Source organism: Algoriphagus halophilus, from assembly GCF_041729275.1.
Classification (GTDB): Bacteria; Bacteroidota; Bacteroidia; order Cytophagales; family Cyclobacteriaceae; genus Algoriphagus; species Algoriphagus halophilus_A.
Genome location: NZ_CP146486.1, coordinates 3,807,986 through 3,822,532 on the forward strand (window position 1 = coordinate 3,807,986; position 14,547 = coordinate 3,822,532).

At 40.0% G+C, this 14,547-nt stretch carries 9 protein-coding genes, 5 tRNA genes and 2 pseudogenes; 5 read left to right on the plus strand and 11 right to left on the minus strand.

Translation table 11 applies throughout. The annotated features are described in order from the left end of the window. Positions 1 to 99 precede the first annotated feature (99 nt). Positions 100 to 2,327 (plus strand): annotated as a pseudogene (locus V8V91_RS20390) (NADP-dependent isocitrate dehydrogenase). Positions 2,328 to 2,378: 51 nt separating this feature from the next. Here V8V91_RS20390 and V8V91_RS20395 read toward each other — a convergent pair. Next, on the minus strand, positions 2,379 to 3,245 hold the full coding sequence (locus V8V91_RS20395; RefSeq protein WP_373396963.1) for a serine protease: 867 nt from the start codon (positions 3,243 to 3,245) through the stop codon (positions 2,379 to 2,381). A 256-nt stretch (positions 3,246 to 3,501) separates the two neighbouring features. Between V8V91_RS20395 and gap the strand changes: the two genes are divergently transcribed. Together gap and V8V91_RS20405 are read left to right on the plus strand one after the other, a co-directional pair. Further along, a complete protein-coding gene (gene gap / locus V8V91_RS20400; RefSeq protein ID WP_373396964.1) occupies positions 3,502 to 4,506 on the plus strand; it encodes a type I glyceraldehyde-3-phosphate dehydrogenase in 1,005 nt (334 codons plus the stop codon). A 103-nt stretch (positions 4,507 to 4,609) separates the two neighbouring features. Next, positions 4,610 to 5,278, plus strand: a complete 669-nt coding sequence (locus tag V8V91_RS20405) for an LON peptidase substrate-binding domain-containing protein (protein ID WP_373396966.1) — start codon at positions 4,610 to 4,612, stop codon at positions 5,276 to 5,278. A 43-nt stretch (positions 5,279 to 5,321) separates the two neighbouring features. Here V8V91_RS20405 and V8V91_RS20410 read toward each other — a convergent pair whose 3' ends face one another. The 6 genes from V8V91_RS20410 to V8V91_RS20435 form a co-directional block, all read right to left on the minus strand. Next, positions 5,322 to 7,790 (minus strand): M1 family metallopeptidase, encoded by a 2,469-nt coding sequence (locus V8V91_RS20410; RefSeq protein ID WP_373396968.1) that lies wholly within the window; start codon positions 7,788 to 7,790, stop codon positions 5,322 to 5,324. Positions 7,791 to 7,900: 110 nt separating this feature from the next. Beyond that, positions 7,901 to 7,974, minus strand: a tRNA-Arg gene (locus V8V91_RS20415). A gap of 133 nt (positions 7,975 to 8,107) precedes the next feature. Then, positions 8,108 to 8,180, minus strand: a tRNA-Lys gene (locus V8V91_RS20420). 86 nt (positions 8,181 to 8,266) lie between these two features. Beyond that, a tRNA-Arg gene (locus V8V91_RS20425) sits at positions 8,267 to 8,340 on the minus strand. 44 nt (positions 8,341 to 8,384) lie between these two features. Further along, positions 8,385 to 8,458 (minus strand) — tRNA-Pro (locus V8V91_RS20430). Positions 8,459 to 8,589: 131 nt separating this feature from the next. Then, a tRNA-Lys gene (locus V8V91_RS20435) sits at positions 8,590 to 8,662 on the minus strand. Positions 8,663 to 8,879: 217 nt separating this feature from the next. Here V8V91_RS20435 and V8V91_RS20440 point away from each other — a divergent pair. Continuing rightward, positions 8,880 to 9,521, plus strand: a complete 642-nt coding sequence (locus tag V8V91_RS20440; RefSeq protein ID WP_317045198.1) for an SH3 domain-containing protein — start codon at positions 8,880 to 8,882, stop codon at positions 9,519 to 9,521. Between the two features lie 37 nt (positions 9,522 to 9,558). Here the strand turns inward: V8V91_RS20440 and V8V91_RS20445 are convergent, their stop codons facing one another. The 4 genes from V8V91_RS20445 to V8V91_RS20460 form a co-directional block, all read right to left on the minus strand. Next, positions 9,559 to 10,302 carry a DUF1080 domain-containing protein gene (locus V8V91_RS20445; RefSeq protein WP_373396969.1) on the minus strand — a complete coding sequence of 248 codons (744 nt, stop codon included), beginning with the start codon at positions 10,300 to 10,302 and terminating at the stop codon, positions 9,559 to 9,561. 7 nt (positions 10,303 to 10,309) lie between these two features. After that, positions 10,310 to 10,738 (minus strand): c-type cytochrome, encoded by a 429-nt coding sequence (locus V8V91_RS20450; protein WP_373396970.1) that lies wholly within the window; start codon positions 10,736 to 10,738, stop codon positions 10,310 to 10,312. Between the two features lie 23 nt (positions 10,739 to 10,761). Then, positions 10,762 to 11,814, minus strand: coding sequence for a sugar phosphate isomerase/epimerase (locus V8V91_RS20455; protein WP_074222849.1), 1,053 nt, complete (start codon positions 11,812 to 11,814; stop codon positions 10,762 to 10,764). Positions 11,815 to 11,898: 84 nt separating this feature from the next. Continuing rightward, on the minus strand, positions 11,899 to 13,068 hold the full coding sequence (locus V8V91_RS20460; RefSeq protein WP_373396971.1) for a Gfo/Idh/MocA family protein: 1,170 nt from the start codon (positions 13,066 to 13,068) through the stop codon (positions 11,899 to 11,901). 252 nt (positions 13,069 to 13,320) lie between these two features. Between V8V91_RS20460 and V8V91_RS20465 the strand changes: the two are divergent. Continuing rightward, positions 13,321 to 14,546 (plus strand): annotated as a pseudogene (locus tag V8V91_RS20465) (nucleoside permease). Position 14,547 lies beyond the last annotated feature (1 nt).

A 14,547-nucleotide genomic window follows, 5' to 3' on the forward strand; every position in this document is an offset into this window, starting at 1 on the left:
TGTCTATGTTTTCTTGATATCAAGAGAAATTGAAGCAAAATGAAATTCATGGAGCTGTAGCAAGGTCTTTCCAATCTTTTTAAGAATCCTGATCAAACCATGAGTAACCAGACTCCAAAAATCCTTTATACGCTAACAGATGAGGCACCAGCCCTAGCAACGTATTCTTTACTTCCAATTGTTCAAGCATTTACTAGCTCTGCTGGGGTGCAGGTAGAAACAAGAGATATCTCGCTTTCGGGAAGAATTATCGCAAACTTTCCAGAATACCTAAAGCCAGAGCAACAAATGAAAGATGCCTTGGCAGAATTGGGAGCTATTGCCAAAACTCCGGAAGCGAATATTGTCAAGCTTCCAAATATTTCTGCTTCAGTCCCACAATTGAAAGCGGCAATTAAGGAATTGCAAGCCAAAGGATATGCACTTCCAGATTATCCCGAAGAGCCAAAAACAGAAGAAGAAAAGACCATCAAAGGTAAATACGATAAGATCAAAGGTTCTGCAGTAAACCCAGTATTAAGAGAGGGCAACTCAGATAGGAGAGCTCCACAGGCTGTAAAAGCCTATGCGAAGAAACACCCACATTCCATGGGCAAGTGGTCTGCGGATTCAAAATCCCATGTGGATAGTATGGAAGAGGGAGATTTTTACGGAAGTGAAAAATCCCATACCATGACTCAAGCAGCTACTGTTTCCATTGAACTTAAAAAGAATGACGGTAGTACCGAGGTCTTGAAATCGGGTCTCAAACTACAAGAAGGAGAAGTAATCGATGCCTCTACTTTGAGTGTGTCTGCTTTGAAAGCCTTTTTAAAGAAAGCGAAAGCCGATGCGAAAGCGAAAGGGGTATTGTTTTCTATCCATATGAAGGCAACCATGATGAAGGTGTCCGATCCTATCATTTTTGGGCATGCTGTGAAAGTATTCTTTGAACCGGTATTCGAGAAGCATTCTACTACTTTTGCGGAGCTTGGTGTAGATGTGAATAATGGTTTTGGCGATTTGCTAGCAAATATTGAAAAGCTTCCTGAAGCTAAGAAAGCTGAAATTTTAGCTGATATTGATGCTTGTTATGCGGATAGCCCGGATTTGGCGATGGTAAATTCTGACAGAGGAATTACCAACTTGCATGTACCTAGTGATGTAATCATTGATGCTTCTATGCCTGCCATGATCCGTACTTCAGGGCAAATGTGGAATAAGGAAGGGAAATCCCAAGATACCAAGGCAATTATCCCAGATAGAAGTTATGCAGGGGTATATCAGGCAACCATTGATTTCTGTAAGCAACATGGGGCATTCGATCCTTCTACTATGGGGAGCGTTCCAAATGTGGGTTTAATGGCTCAAAAAGCAGAAGAATATGGTTCTCATGACAAAACTTTTGAGATCTCTACAGCTGGAACAGTAGAAGTAAAGGACGAAAATGGAGTGGTAATCCTTTCCCATCCAGTGGAAGCTGGAGATATCTGGAGAATGTGCCAGACAAAAGATGCTCCAATTCAGGATTGGGTAAAACTTGCTGTGACCAGAGCGAGATTATCTGACACACCAGCGGTATTTTGGTTAGATCCAAAAGAGGACATGATCAAGAGTTGATCAAAAAAGTAAATACCTATTTGCTGGATCATGATACCAATGGTCTGGAAATTCATATTATGTCTCCAGTGGAGGCTACCAACTTCTCTTTGGCCAGAATCAAGGAAGGATTGGATACAATTTCTGTAACAGGAAATGTGTTGAGGGATTACTTGACAGATTTGTTCCCTATTTTGGAAGTTGGAACCAGTGCAAAAATGCTTTCCATAGTTCCATTGATGAATGGTGGAGGTTTGTTTGAAACTGGTGCTGGAGGATCCGCTCCAAAGCACGTAGAACAATTTGTGAAAGAAGGCCATTTAAGATGGGACTCTTTAGGAGAGTTCTTGGCATTAGCGGTTTCTTTAGAGCATTTGGGTAGAACATTCCATAATGATAAAGCTTTATTACTTGGTGAAACCTTAGATGCAGCTACTGGTAAATTCTTGGAAAATGATAAGTCTCCTGCAAGAGTTGTAGGTAAGCTGGATAACAGAGGAAGTCATTTCTATTTGGCGCTATATTGGGCTCAGGCTCTAGCAGCTCAGGATAAGGATAAGGAATTGAAAGCAAAGTTTACTCCTTTTGCTCAAAAGATGACTGAAAGCGAAGAACAGATTGTAGCAGAGCTTAATGGAAGTCAAGGTTCTCCAAATGAAATTGGAGGATATTTCAAGCCCGATGAGGCCTTGACTTCGGCTGCAATGAGGCCAAGTGCAACCTTTAATGCAGTACTTGAGAGCTTATAAGCTTTCTAACTCAAAATTAACAGCCCTGATTATACTTAATCGGGGCTTTTTTTATCCCTCCTCGAAATTGACCTGATGCTTCTTGAGAAATTCCTTGATGACAGCCACATGAATACATTCTCCTAAATGGATAAAAGAGTAATCATTAATTTTCTTTTCTTTTCCGCGTACAAGGATAGATTTGTCCTCAATATCAAATCCCAGGTGTAAATGTTTGGTACGGCTTTGCATACCAATGATCCTTCCCTCTTTGTCAAAAAGTGGTCCCCCACTTTGTCCTCTTAGCCCAGGAGTGCTCATTTCAATTCCATAAACTTTCCCTTGATTGTCTCCCAAAAACCGGGTGACCATACCTTCAATAGGAAATCGGGGTGATCGCGCATTCCCGGTACTAATCCATTCCAAAATGTTTTGTTCCAAGTTGAGCTGGAAATTGGAAAACTCTGGAAAAGGAAAGCCTAACCTGCAGAGCATTTCTCCGGGGTGTATCGATTGAGTATCTTTTAAAAACTGTGGAGTGTTTGTGAATAATTTTTTATCAAATCCGTCAAATTTGATCAAAGCCAAATCGTATTCGGGATGAGTGTGGATTTTCAAGTTTTTGATGTGGTCTACACAGTCCACAAAAGTTACTCTCATTTCGGCGGTTTTATCATTGGCTAACCCCAGTTGATAGGCCAATTGCTTGGTTTGTTGACCATCATGATTCCCTTTTAAATACTGGGTATATACCTTGTTGATCTGGTCTGCTTGCGAAAGCCATTGAGCTACGTGTTTGCAGGTCAATGCATATCCTTGCTCATTGACAAAAAATAAGGTGGCAGAGCCACGTTGAACTTGATGGGAATTGAAATTTCTAGAAATAGAGTGAATGGCTCTTGTAAATCCAGCTACTTCTTGGATGGCTTTTGCAAACATAATGGGAAGTCTTTACCCGAAAATAGCCAATTCTTCCAATAGTGGGTTTTTCTACCTGTTTTGTAAAAATAATTGTGGCTCCGAAATCGATTGATTTTCAAAATGTGGGCTTTCTGTTTTCCTTGGTAAGCAATCTGTTTGGGCTAGCCAATTATTTATAATAACTTAGCCCTCCCTCAGCCACTTTTAGCCAAAAGAGGCATGCCTGAGGGGGAATGTTTGAAAAATCAAACCTATACGCTAATCAATATAAATTATGAGCAAAATTAAAGTTGGAATTAATGGATTCGGAAGAATCGGTCGACTAGTTTTTAGAGTGGCCCAGGAAAGAGATGATATCCAGGTAGTAGGTATCAATGACCTGATTGATGTGGATTACATGGCATACATGCTGAAGTATGACTCCACTCATGGCCAATTCAAAGGTACTGTAGAAGTAGTAGATGGTAAATTGGTAGTAAATGGTAATGCAATCAGAGTGACCTCTGAGAGAAGCCCTGCCAACCTTAAGTGGGATGAAGTAGGTGCAGATTATGTAGTAGAATCTACTGGTTTATTCTTGACCAAAGAAACTGCCCAAGGCCATATTGATGCCGGTGCAAAGAAAGTAATCATGTCAGCTCCTTCTAAAGATGATACTCCTATGTTTGTAATGGGTGTAAATGAGGATGCCTACAATTCTGATATGGTATTCGTATCCAATGCATCTTGTACCACAAACTGTCTTGCTCCAATCGCAAAAGTATTGAATGACAACTTCGGAATTGAAGAAGGTTTGATGACTACCGTCCATGCGACTACTGCAACTCAGAAAACTGTAGATGGACCTTCTGCAAAAGACTGGAGAGGTGGACGTGGAGCAGGTCAAAACATTATTCCTTCCTCTACTGGTGCTGCTAAAGCAGTAGGTAAAGTAATCCCTGAATTGAACGGTAAGTTGACAGGTATGGCATTTAGAGTTCCAACTCCAGATGTTTCTGTGGTGGATTTGACTGTTAGATTGAAGAAAGCTGCTACCTATGAGGAAATCTGTGCGAAAATGAAAGAAGCATCTGAAACTACTATGAAAGGAGTTTTAGGTTACACTGAAGATCAAGTAGTTTCCAATGACTTTATTGGTGATTCAAGAACTTCTATATTCGATGCAGGAGCTGGTATCCAGCTTTCTGACACTTTCGTGAAAGTTGTTTCTTGGTATGACAACGAATGGGGTTATTCCAATAAAGTTGTTGACTTGTTAGCATTCATTGCTTCTAAATAATTATAAGAGCCGGTCCTAGACCGGCTTTTTTGTTAAAATACTTTTAGAATAAAACTATCTAGGTGTTTTGTTGCGTTTATCCTAAAAAAGGAAAGCTATGATAATGCCCTTATTTCCCTTAAAGTTAGTTGCATTTCCCGGTGAAGAACTCAATCTTCATATTTTTGAACCTAGGTATAGGCAACTGATTTCCGATATCAGTGAGCATGATCAGACTTTTGGGATTTGTGTTTATAATGATAAATTAACAGGCTTTGGCACAGAAGTAAAGCTAGAGGCAATTCATCATCGTTATGATGATGGGAGACTGGATATAAGAACCATTGGATTGAAGGCTTTTAAAATCAAAGATTTTCAAAATCCAATGGAAGATAAGTTGTACGCAGGAGGTGAGGTGGAATACCTTGTAGATGACCCTAATCTCACAAATGTCCAATACTTCGAATTTCTATTTTACCTAAAAGAGATGCTTTATTTATTAAATCATCAAGTAGAAGTTGATCCAGAGACCACCACTTCTTTTACCTATGCTCACAAAGTAGGTTTAAAGTTGGAAGAGGAGCTTGAGTTATTAGTGATGCCTTCGGAAAGCTTACGAGTAGATTATTTAATCAGGCATTTCAAGAGAATGATTCCTGCCATCAAAGCCTTGGAAGAAGCGAAAAAGAAAATCAGGCAAAACGGGCATTTTAAGCACCTGGATCCCTGGATTTTTAATCGCTACTTCTTGCCAGCAATTTTCTGCACACGCATTAGATCGTCGGTTGCCTGAAGGATTTTATTTTTTAAAATAGGATTAAAGTCTGGGTGTTCATTTAGAAAGTTTTTAACATCATTTGCAGCTTGCTCAGAATTGTATTGGCCCACAGTACTGCTGATCCACCTTTTGGGAAAAATATATCACCAGTTTTCTGAATTTCCTCCAATAGTCCTAAAGAGAGAGGGACGTACTTTACACTATGTTCTTGGTGTAATGGGTGATGGATGTACCCACAAGCAGCCAGAACCCATGATTCTTTTTCTCGGTTTTTTGCATCTTTAAAAGTCTCAAATAACTGATCCCTTTCTTCCGGATTTTGGGATAAAGCAGGTCTCAAAAAGTCAAATCGGTTGAGTTTATCTGGATTGGAAATTCTAGCCCTCTCCTCTTCTAAAATAGCCTCTGAATCTGGATGCTTATATAGTGCCAACGTCATCGCCAAACTTGTATAGTTGTCTGGGTTCAACTTTAAGTTTTGAATCTCTTGATCCTGATGCCAAATACTATAAAGTTTTTCAGTCCCTAATTTAGAATATGCAATTCCACTATATAATGTGAATAAGCTTTTTTTGATGTTGGAGTCTAAGTCTGATTGTAAAAGGTCCCAGATTTGGCTTTCAAATTCAGATAAAATCTGTGTTCTAGAGTTTTCAGGTAGGTAGGTCCAGAAGAGACTGTTAGCTTCGGCGGACAATAATCTCATTAGGATTTCATTTTGCTCCCTTGCTATCCCTTCTCTTATGACATTTAAGGCATTTTCAGCAGGTATATTTCCTAATAGGGTGTTTTCATAAAGGTTGATATATGCATGGGCTCTCATGACTTCATCTTGAAGCTGAGCATATCGAAAGGTGGCTTTCTGGTCAAGAGGGAATACTCCATAGCCAAGACCGTTGCTGTTATATAGGATGGTCTCAGGTTTTTCAAGACCTTTAGCTTCCTCAATTACCAAGTTTTTACCTTCAATGGAAACCGGAATAGTTATTTGACGATCTGGGTAAACTAAGGTAATGTCAAACAACTGGGGCCAAAGTTTATTGGATCCATCCTCCGCTTGTTGAGAAATGGAAAGATTGGAAATAGTGCCGTCCTGGGCAAAGGAAATTTGTTCTGTGATAAGCGGTCTCCCTGATTGATTCACCCAAATGTCACTCCATTTTTGAAGGTCTAAGGGAGTCTCTTGGTCTAATAAACTGACGAGGTCATTCCAATTGGCATTGCCATTGGCAAAGGATTTAATATAGGCTTGAATTCCTTTTTGAAATGCTTCTTCTCCCATGGCTGTTTCGAGCTGTCTCATCATAATAGGAGCTTTGCTATAGATGATACTGCCATAAAGAGAACCCGCATCTTTCAGGTTTGGCAAATTTTGCCTAATAGGATTGGTTCCTGCTGTTCTGTCTTCTCCGTATGCTGCGGGATAGTTTGAAGTCAAAAATGCCAGATCGTGGTTTATTTTGGGGTAGTTAGGGTTTGCTATTTTTCCTGCCATGAATCCGGCAAATACTTCTTTCATCCAAACATCATTAAACCACTCGATGGAAACCAAATCCCCAAACCACATATGCGCGGTTTCGTGACCAATTAATTTTGCCCGGCTGAGCAATTCAGAGTCGGTGGCATTCCCATCCAGAAATAAAGCCGACTCCCTGTATTGGATTGCTCCAACATGTTCCATTCCTCCATATTGGAAAATAGGGATGGTGGCGAAATCTAACTTTTGAAAAGGGAAAGGATAAGCAGTATACTCCTCTAGAAACTCTTTGGATTTACGATGGAGCTCAAATACTTCTGGAATACTTGACTCAATTTTTTCAGGATTGGTTTCCCTGTATAGCATCTTTTGGGGAAAAGCTTCCGAGGTATTAGCGGTTTTGAACTCACCTGCCACGAAGGAGAATAGGTAAGTGCTCATTAGGTCTGTAGGGCTAAACTCATGTCTAATATAAGCTCCTTCTTGAGCACTATTAACCTCTGGAGCGCCTGCAAGTACTTCCCATTCCTTGGGGGCTGTAATGCTTAACGTGTACCTTCCTTTTAAGTCTGGCTGGTCGAAACAGGGATATAAGGTACTAGCCCTGTCAGGTACTAATAATGTATAGAGAAAATCCTCATTTCGGTTCAGAGAAAGGTTTCCAGCAATAAACTCAATGGTGATTTGATTGATGCCTGATTTTAGGAATTTGGGATCAATTATTATATGCTCCTGTTGATGAACAATTGGACTGCTATTTCCATTAACTGAAATAGATTGGATGTTTTCTGACTTTTCATTAAAGTCCAGAATCAGCGGATGCTCAAGATTAGAAAGGGATAGACTTAACTGTAATTCTGATTGGATAGGAGCGTCTTTTCCATTGGGGATAGAGAAATCCAAAGTGTATTGCAGGTCTGATATCTGCTGCTTTCTATATTTTGCCAGTTCCAGAGATATCCCCGGATCGTAAAAGTGTTCGTCTGAAACCGTTTGGGAGCAGGAAGAAAGAAATAGGATCAAAGGTAGAAATGCCAGCAAATTTTTCATAATCCAACATTCTACATAAATCCATGAATTCGCAAGAGAAAATCCATGAACCAAGTGACGATTTGGTTAGGCTGGAAACAAAAAAAGCAATCCTAAAGATTGCTTGCTTGTGATCCTGTCAGGACTCGAACCTGAAACCTACTGCTTAGAAGGCAGTTGCTCTATCCAGTTGAGCTACAAGACCTGGAAAATGTTGATTTAACCAAAAAAATCTAGCCAAAGCGACTAGATTTTTAGAGTGATCCCGCTGGGGCTTCCCGATATCGCTTTGCTTATCGGGACAGGCTTCTCGCCTTACCCATTGTTTTCAAATCAAGTGATCCCGCTGGGGCTCGAACCCAGGACCCATACATTAAAAGTGTATTGCTCTACCAGCTGAGCTACGGAATCATTTTTATTGGTACCTGATGAAATCATGGCAACAAATGCTTGTAATATCTATAAATAAAAAGCGGAACGTGATTCCGCTTATAAAGTGATCCTGTCAGGACTCGAACCTGAAACCTACTGCTTAGAAGGCAGTTGCTCTATCCAGTTGAGCTACAGGACCTGGATAAAATTTAATTATCAAATGATAATTAAAGGTAAATAAAGTCGGGGTGGCAGGATTCGAACCTACGACCTCCACATCCCAAATGTGGCGCGATACCGGGCTACGCTACACCCCGAAACTTTTTTATGAACTCAAATACGTTTTAACTCCTTGCAAGTTAAATCAAGTGATCCCGCTGGGGCTTCCCGATATCGCTTTGCTTATCGGGACAGGCTTCTCGCCCTACCCATTGATTTCAATTAGAAGTGATCCCGCTGGGGCTCGAACCCAGGACCCATACATTAAAAGTGTATTGCTCTACCAGCTGAGCTACGGAATCATGTTGTCTGAATTATTTCAGAAATTTTAACCACCAAAATGTGATTTTTATACTTTCAAATTGACTCCCTAGCCTTGCTTTTTGCCAGATCATTGTCGTAATTGGACTGCAAATTTAAGCTACTGATTTATAAATGCCAAACCCTAATTCAATCTTTCTCACAAAACTTTTCATATTTTTTATCTTCCTTTTGCAAAGCTTTAATTGTCAGGCAGATGTGAAAGGTATAGAAATAGCAGATTCTTTGTTTCAACAAAGAAGTTACAAGGAAGCGATGGAAATTTACCAGGAAAACTACCAACTAGGAATTTATTCCCCTGCGATGTTACTGAAAATGTCCTTCATTTCTGAGGGGATAGGAGATAAAGAACATGCCACACTTTATCTGAGTAAATATTACGATCTTAGTCCAAACACACAGACCATTACTAAGATCAAAAGCCTGACAGGACAGAGTAACCTAGTAGGCTATGAGGTAAGTGATTCCGAGCGATTTATTTTGTTTTTAGTGGAGTATCAGGAAATCATGGTGGGGCTATTGAGTGTATTCCTACTGATATCCCTAATTTTATTATGGACCAATAATAAAGGGGCTTCAGGATCCAGAGCTTACTGGCCTTCGCTACTATTGATCGTTTTGATTTTTGTTGCGAATAACTTTTTGAAGGCTCCGAAAACAGCATTAATTACCCAAAGTCCCACCATGATTGTTTCTAAGCCTACAGCTGGCGGGGAACTGGTGGATCGAGTAGAGCCTGGTCACCGAGTAAAAATTAAATCCAGTAAAGATATTTGGTATGAAGTGGAATGGAAAAATCAAAAAGCATACATCAAAAAGGATAACGTGACTAGGTTATAAAAAAAGCTCCCAAACTTAATTTGGGAGCTTTTTTAGGTTATAGCTTTTTGATTAGGAGGTTCTTGAAATAAACAAGGTCTCCATGATCTTGCAAGGCTATTCGTCCTTTCTTAAAAGTGCCAAAGCCTGGCATATCTTTGAATTTACTGTCAGCAATGAGTGCTTCCCACTCCGGAGTCCAAAGGGTAGTGCTTACCACAGTTGTTCCATTGAGGATTAGCTCAAGTTTGCCATGATCAGCAATAATTTCAGCGTGATTCCATTCACCATATGGTTTGACAGTCTCTTCGCTACTTACGATTAAGTCATATAAATCACCTGCTCTATGGCTAATGATCTTAGCATCTGGATGCCCTTCGTTGTCCAACACCTGCATTTCTGGACCTGTGTTCCAAGGATACTGGTATTCTGGTGCCTCATGAACATAAAACATGACGCCACTATTTCCATTCTGAGCTATTTTCCAGTCGTATTTGAAGTGGAAATTATCATACTCCTCATCCGTTACGATGTCACCACCATCTCCAGTTTGCCAGCCATCTTTGTTGACTGCGTCTAGGTATATCGCTCCTTCTTCATCAATTTTCCAGGCTTTCCCAACTTCTCCTCCTCCATATTTATGCCAGCCATCAAAGGTGGCACCGTCGGATAAGGAAATCCATTCAGATGTTTCTTCTTGAGCTTCAGTTGTCTCTATAGCTTCGGTTTCTACAGTTTTTTCTCCTGAACAAGAGGCTAAGATTCCTGCAAGTGCAGCAATTGCTAAATAGGTTTTCTTCATTCTTGAATTATTTTAGCAAAAGAACATAAGCAACCATGTCTTTTGCATCCTCAAGACTCAAATTAGGGTGAGGAGGCATTGGAACTTCTCCCCAAGTGCCTACACCGCCAGCAATTACTTTTTCAGCAAGCATGGTGATATTTTCATCAGTGCTCTCGTATTTTGCTGCGACATCTGCATAAGAAGGACCAACAATTTTTCTTTCAACCATATGGCAAGAGGTACAATCAGAAGCTTTGACCTTCGCGATTCCTTTGACGTAGATAGGGTCATCCTTGTACTTATCTTCCAGGCTCATTTCTTGTGCCGGCTCAGCTGGTTTTGTTTCAGTAACTGCAGTAGTTGAAGTTTCAGTTGACTTTTCTCCACCACCACAAGCAAATGCCAATCCTGCCAATGCGGCAAGTCCAAGGTTTAACGGTTTTGTGATTTTCATTTTTATATAATTAATATGAGTATTTAAATTCCTAAAATTTTCTTATTAAATGCTTCGTCGGCTCCTACACCTGCGAAATCATCAAATGCTTTTTCTGTAACTCTGATAATATGTGAATCGATAAATGGTGCTCCCTCGGCAGCTCCTTGCTCAGGGTGTTTGATTGCACATTCCCACTCGAGAACGGCCCATCCATCAAAATCGTATTGAGAAAGTTTGCTAAAGATACCAGCAAAATCCACTTGTCCATCTCCTAAAGAACGGAAACGTCCAGCTCTCTCTACCCAACCTTGGAAACCTCCATAGACACCTTGCTTACCGGTAGGATTAAATTCAGCATCTTTCACATGAAACATTTTGATTCTTTCATGGTAAAAATCAATGAATTGCAGATAGTCTAAACATTGCAGGACAAAGTGACTTGGGTCATAGAGGATATTAGCTCTTTTATGTCCATTGACTTTGTCTAAGAACATTTCAAAAGTCACTCCGTCATGAAGGTCTTCTCCTGGGTGAAGCTCATAACAAACGTCCACGCCGTTTGCATCAAACTCATCCAAAATTGGAGTCCATCTTTTTGCGAGCTCTCCAAAGCCTGTGTCGACCAATCCAGCTGGTCTTTGAGGCCAAGGGTAAACGGTATGCCACATTAAGGCTCCACTGAAAGTTGCGTGAGCCGTTAATCCCATGTTTTGGGAAGCTTTCGCTGCATACTTCAACTGTTGGATTGCCCATTCAGTCTTCCCTTGAAGATTTCCTTTTAACTCTGCTGGTGCAAAACCATCAAATAATTCATTGTAAGCAGGATGAACTGCCACCAATTGTCCTTGAAGGTGAGTAGATAGTTCTGTGATTTGCATTCCTGCATCCTCAACGATTCCTTTTACCTCTTCGGCATAAGTTTTACTTTCAGCAGCTTTTTGAAGATCGATTAAACGACTATCCCAAGTAGGGATTTGAACGCCTTTGTATCCTAGGCCTGCTACCCAGTTACAAATGTTTTCAAGATTGTTAAATGGAGCCTTGTCGTCTGCAAATTGTGCAAGAAAAATGGCGGGTCCTTTTATAGTTTTCATTATCAAATTTGGTTTTTTTCCAAGTCAGGATGTTTTATGAAGAAAGACTTGGGTGAAGGTTTGAATTTTTGAGTTTACTTAATTTTATTTTTCAACGATGAATGGAGTCCATTTTTGATCTGATTTATTGCTTTTTAAAACATGATCAATGAAGGCCATTCCTCTGATTCCGTCTTCTATTCCTGGGAAATCCTCCCATTCAGGTTTAGGAGTTTCTCCTTTCTGTTGAGCATAAATGCATCTAGCGAAATTTCGGTACAAGTTAGCAAAGGCTTCGACATATCCCTCAGGATGACCTGCTGGAGTTCGGGTATTTTCATTCGCCAAAGATCCTAAATAGCCTGTGCCAGCCCTATAGAATTGATCCGGTTGGTCTGGCCAACGAACAAGAAGAGAGTTGTTAAGCTCTTGTTCCCATTCTAAACCGCCTTTTTCCCCATAGATACGAACTTTTAAATTATTTTCTGCTCCCGTATCGGTCTGTGAAGCCATCAACACCCCAGAAGCTCCGTTTTCAAATCTCATCAAAACAACTCCATCATCATCAATTGGTCTGCCCTCAACTTTAATGTATAGGTCTGCACAAAGTTGACTGACTTTTAGTCCAGTAATGTATTCAGCCATATGGAACGCATGCGTTCCGATATCACCCATACAACCTGCTAATCCATTTTTTGTTGGGTCTGTTCTCCAGGCAGCTTGTTTGTTTTCTTCTGATTCAAGCAATTTCCAAAGCCATCCTTGTGGATATTCCACATATACTTTTCTTACTTCTCCAATTTGGCCTTCTGCAATCATTTGCTTGGCTTGTTTGATCATTGGATATCCAGAATACGTGTGGGTAAGCAGGAAAAATTTGTCAGAAGCTTTAACTGCCTTATAAAGCTCCTTAGCTTCTTGGTAATTTAAAGTCAAGGGTTTATCTAGAGCGACATGGAATCCATGTTTCAGTGCTTTTACAGTTGGGTCAAAATGCACATTGTTAGGAGTGACAATACATACCACATCAATTCTTTCAGATTCAGGAAGTTCTAACTCCTTTTCAAACATCTCATCATAACTCCCATACACCCGATTGGAAGGAAGCATTAATTCCTCTCCACGAATCCTGGACTTTTCAGGGTCTGAACTGAATGCACCTGCGGCAAGTTCAAACATTCCGTCCATCAATGCTCCATTTAAATGAATAGCACCAATAAATGATCCGGGGCCTCCTCCGACTAATCCAAGTTTAAGTTTTTTTGTTGTTGACATGGGTAAAAGAGCGTTTATTTGAGGGTTTAACTTTTTGAAATAATTGATTAAATGCTGAAATTCCTTGATACTTTAATTGAGGCGATCCATTAATTGATTAATTGCCTCATCGAGTTATGAATGGCTGTTAATAATCCCCATTTTAACCCGATGTTTGATTTATCAATCGGGGGCTTAAAATACAGCAAATTGCCAAAACTTTAAAATTCCCTTTCAAATAGAATCAACCCGTTTATCCCCAAACTTTCTCAAATGATACTCAAGACCAAGTTTCAGCTTTCTTTTATGATGTTTTTAGAATTTTTTATTTGGGGGGCATGGTTTGTGACATTAGGAACTTTCCTAGGAACGAATTTACAGGCAAAAGACTCGGAGATTTCATTAGCTTTTTCTACCCAATCATTCGGAGCCATCATTGCTCCCTTTATTGTTGGAATGATTGCCGACAGGTATTTCAATGCAGAGAAAATCTTAGGGCTCATTCATATTCTTGGAGGAATATTGATGTTTTGGCTTTACAAGACCAGTGACTTTGGCCTCTTTTTCCCGATTCTCTTGGGCTATATGATATTGTTTATGCCAACTTTAGCGTTGGTAAATTCCATCTCATTTAATCAAATGTCCAACCCTGAAAAAGAGTTTTCTGTCATTCGAGTTTGGGGTACCGTAGGATGGATTACGGCAGGCTTTATGATCAGTTTTTTAGGTTGGGATAGCCAAGAAGGATTGAGCCAGGGTATGCTTGGAAACACCTTTTTAATGGCTTCGGCAATGTCAATTCTTCTAGGAGTTTATAGTTTTTCACTCCCAAAAACACCTCCGAAAGGAAAAGACTCGGGTCCATTTGAGATTTCAAAGGCCTTAGGATTAGACGCTTTGTCCCTGTTGAAGCATAAGAATTTTGCAATCTTCTTTGTTTGTTCTATTCTGATTTGCATCCCCCTGGCATTTTATTATCAGAATACAAGTCCATTTTTAACTGAGATTGGTTTAGAAAACTCTACAGGAAAAATGGCATTAGGTCAGGTTTCTGAGGTCTTGTTTATGTTGGCTCTTCCCTTTTTCTTCTCCAAGTTTGGAGTGAAAAAACCTTGATGTTGGGTATGTTTGCCTGGGCTGTAAGGTATTTCTTATTTGCCTTTGGGGATGCAGAATCAGGAGTTTGGATGTTGTTAATTGGGATTGCTTTACATGGGATTTGTTATGATTTCTTTTTTGTAAGTGGACAGATTTATACCGACTCCCATGCAGGGGAAAAATACAAATCCTCAGCTCAAGGGATGATTACATTGGCTACATATGGTGTTGGGATGCTGATAGGGTTTTGGATTGCTGGTTTGATTTCTGAGAATTATGCAGATTTGGCGGGGAATCACGATTGGAAGTCAATTTGGTTGATTCCTTCTGGTATTTCTGTAATGGTTTTGTTACTTTTCATGGCACTTTTTAAGAAAGAGCGAGTTCAACCCTTACAATAAT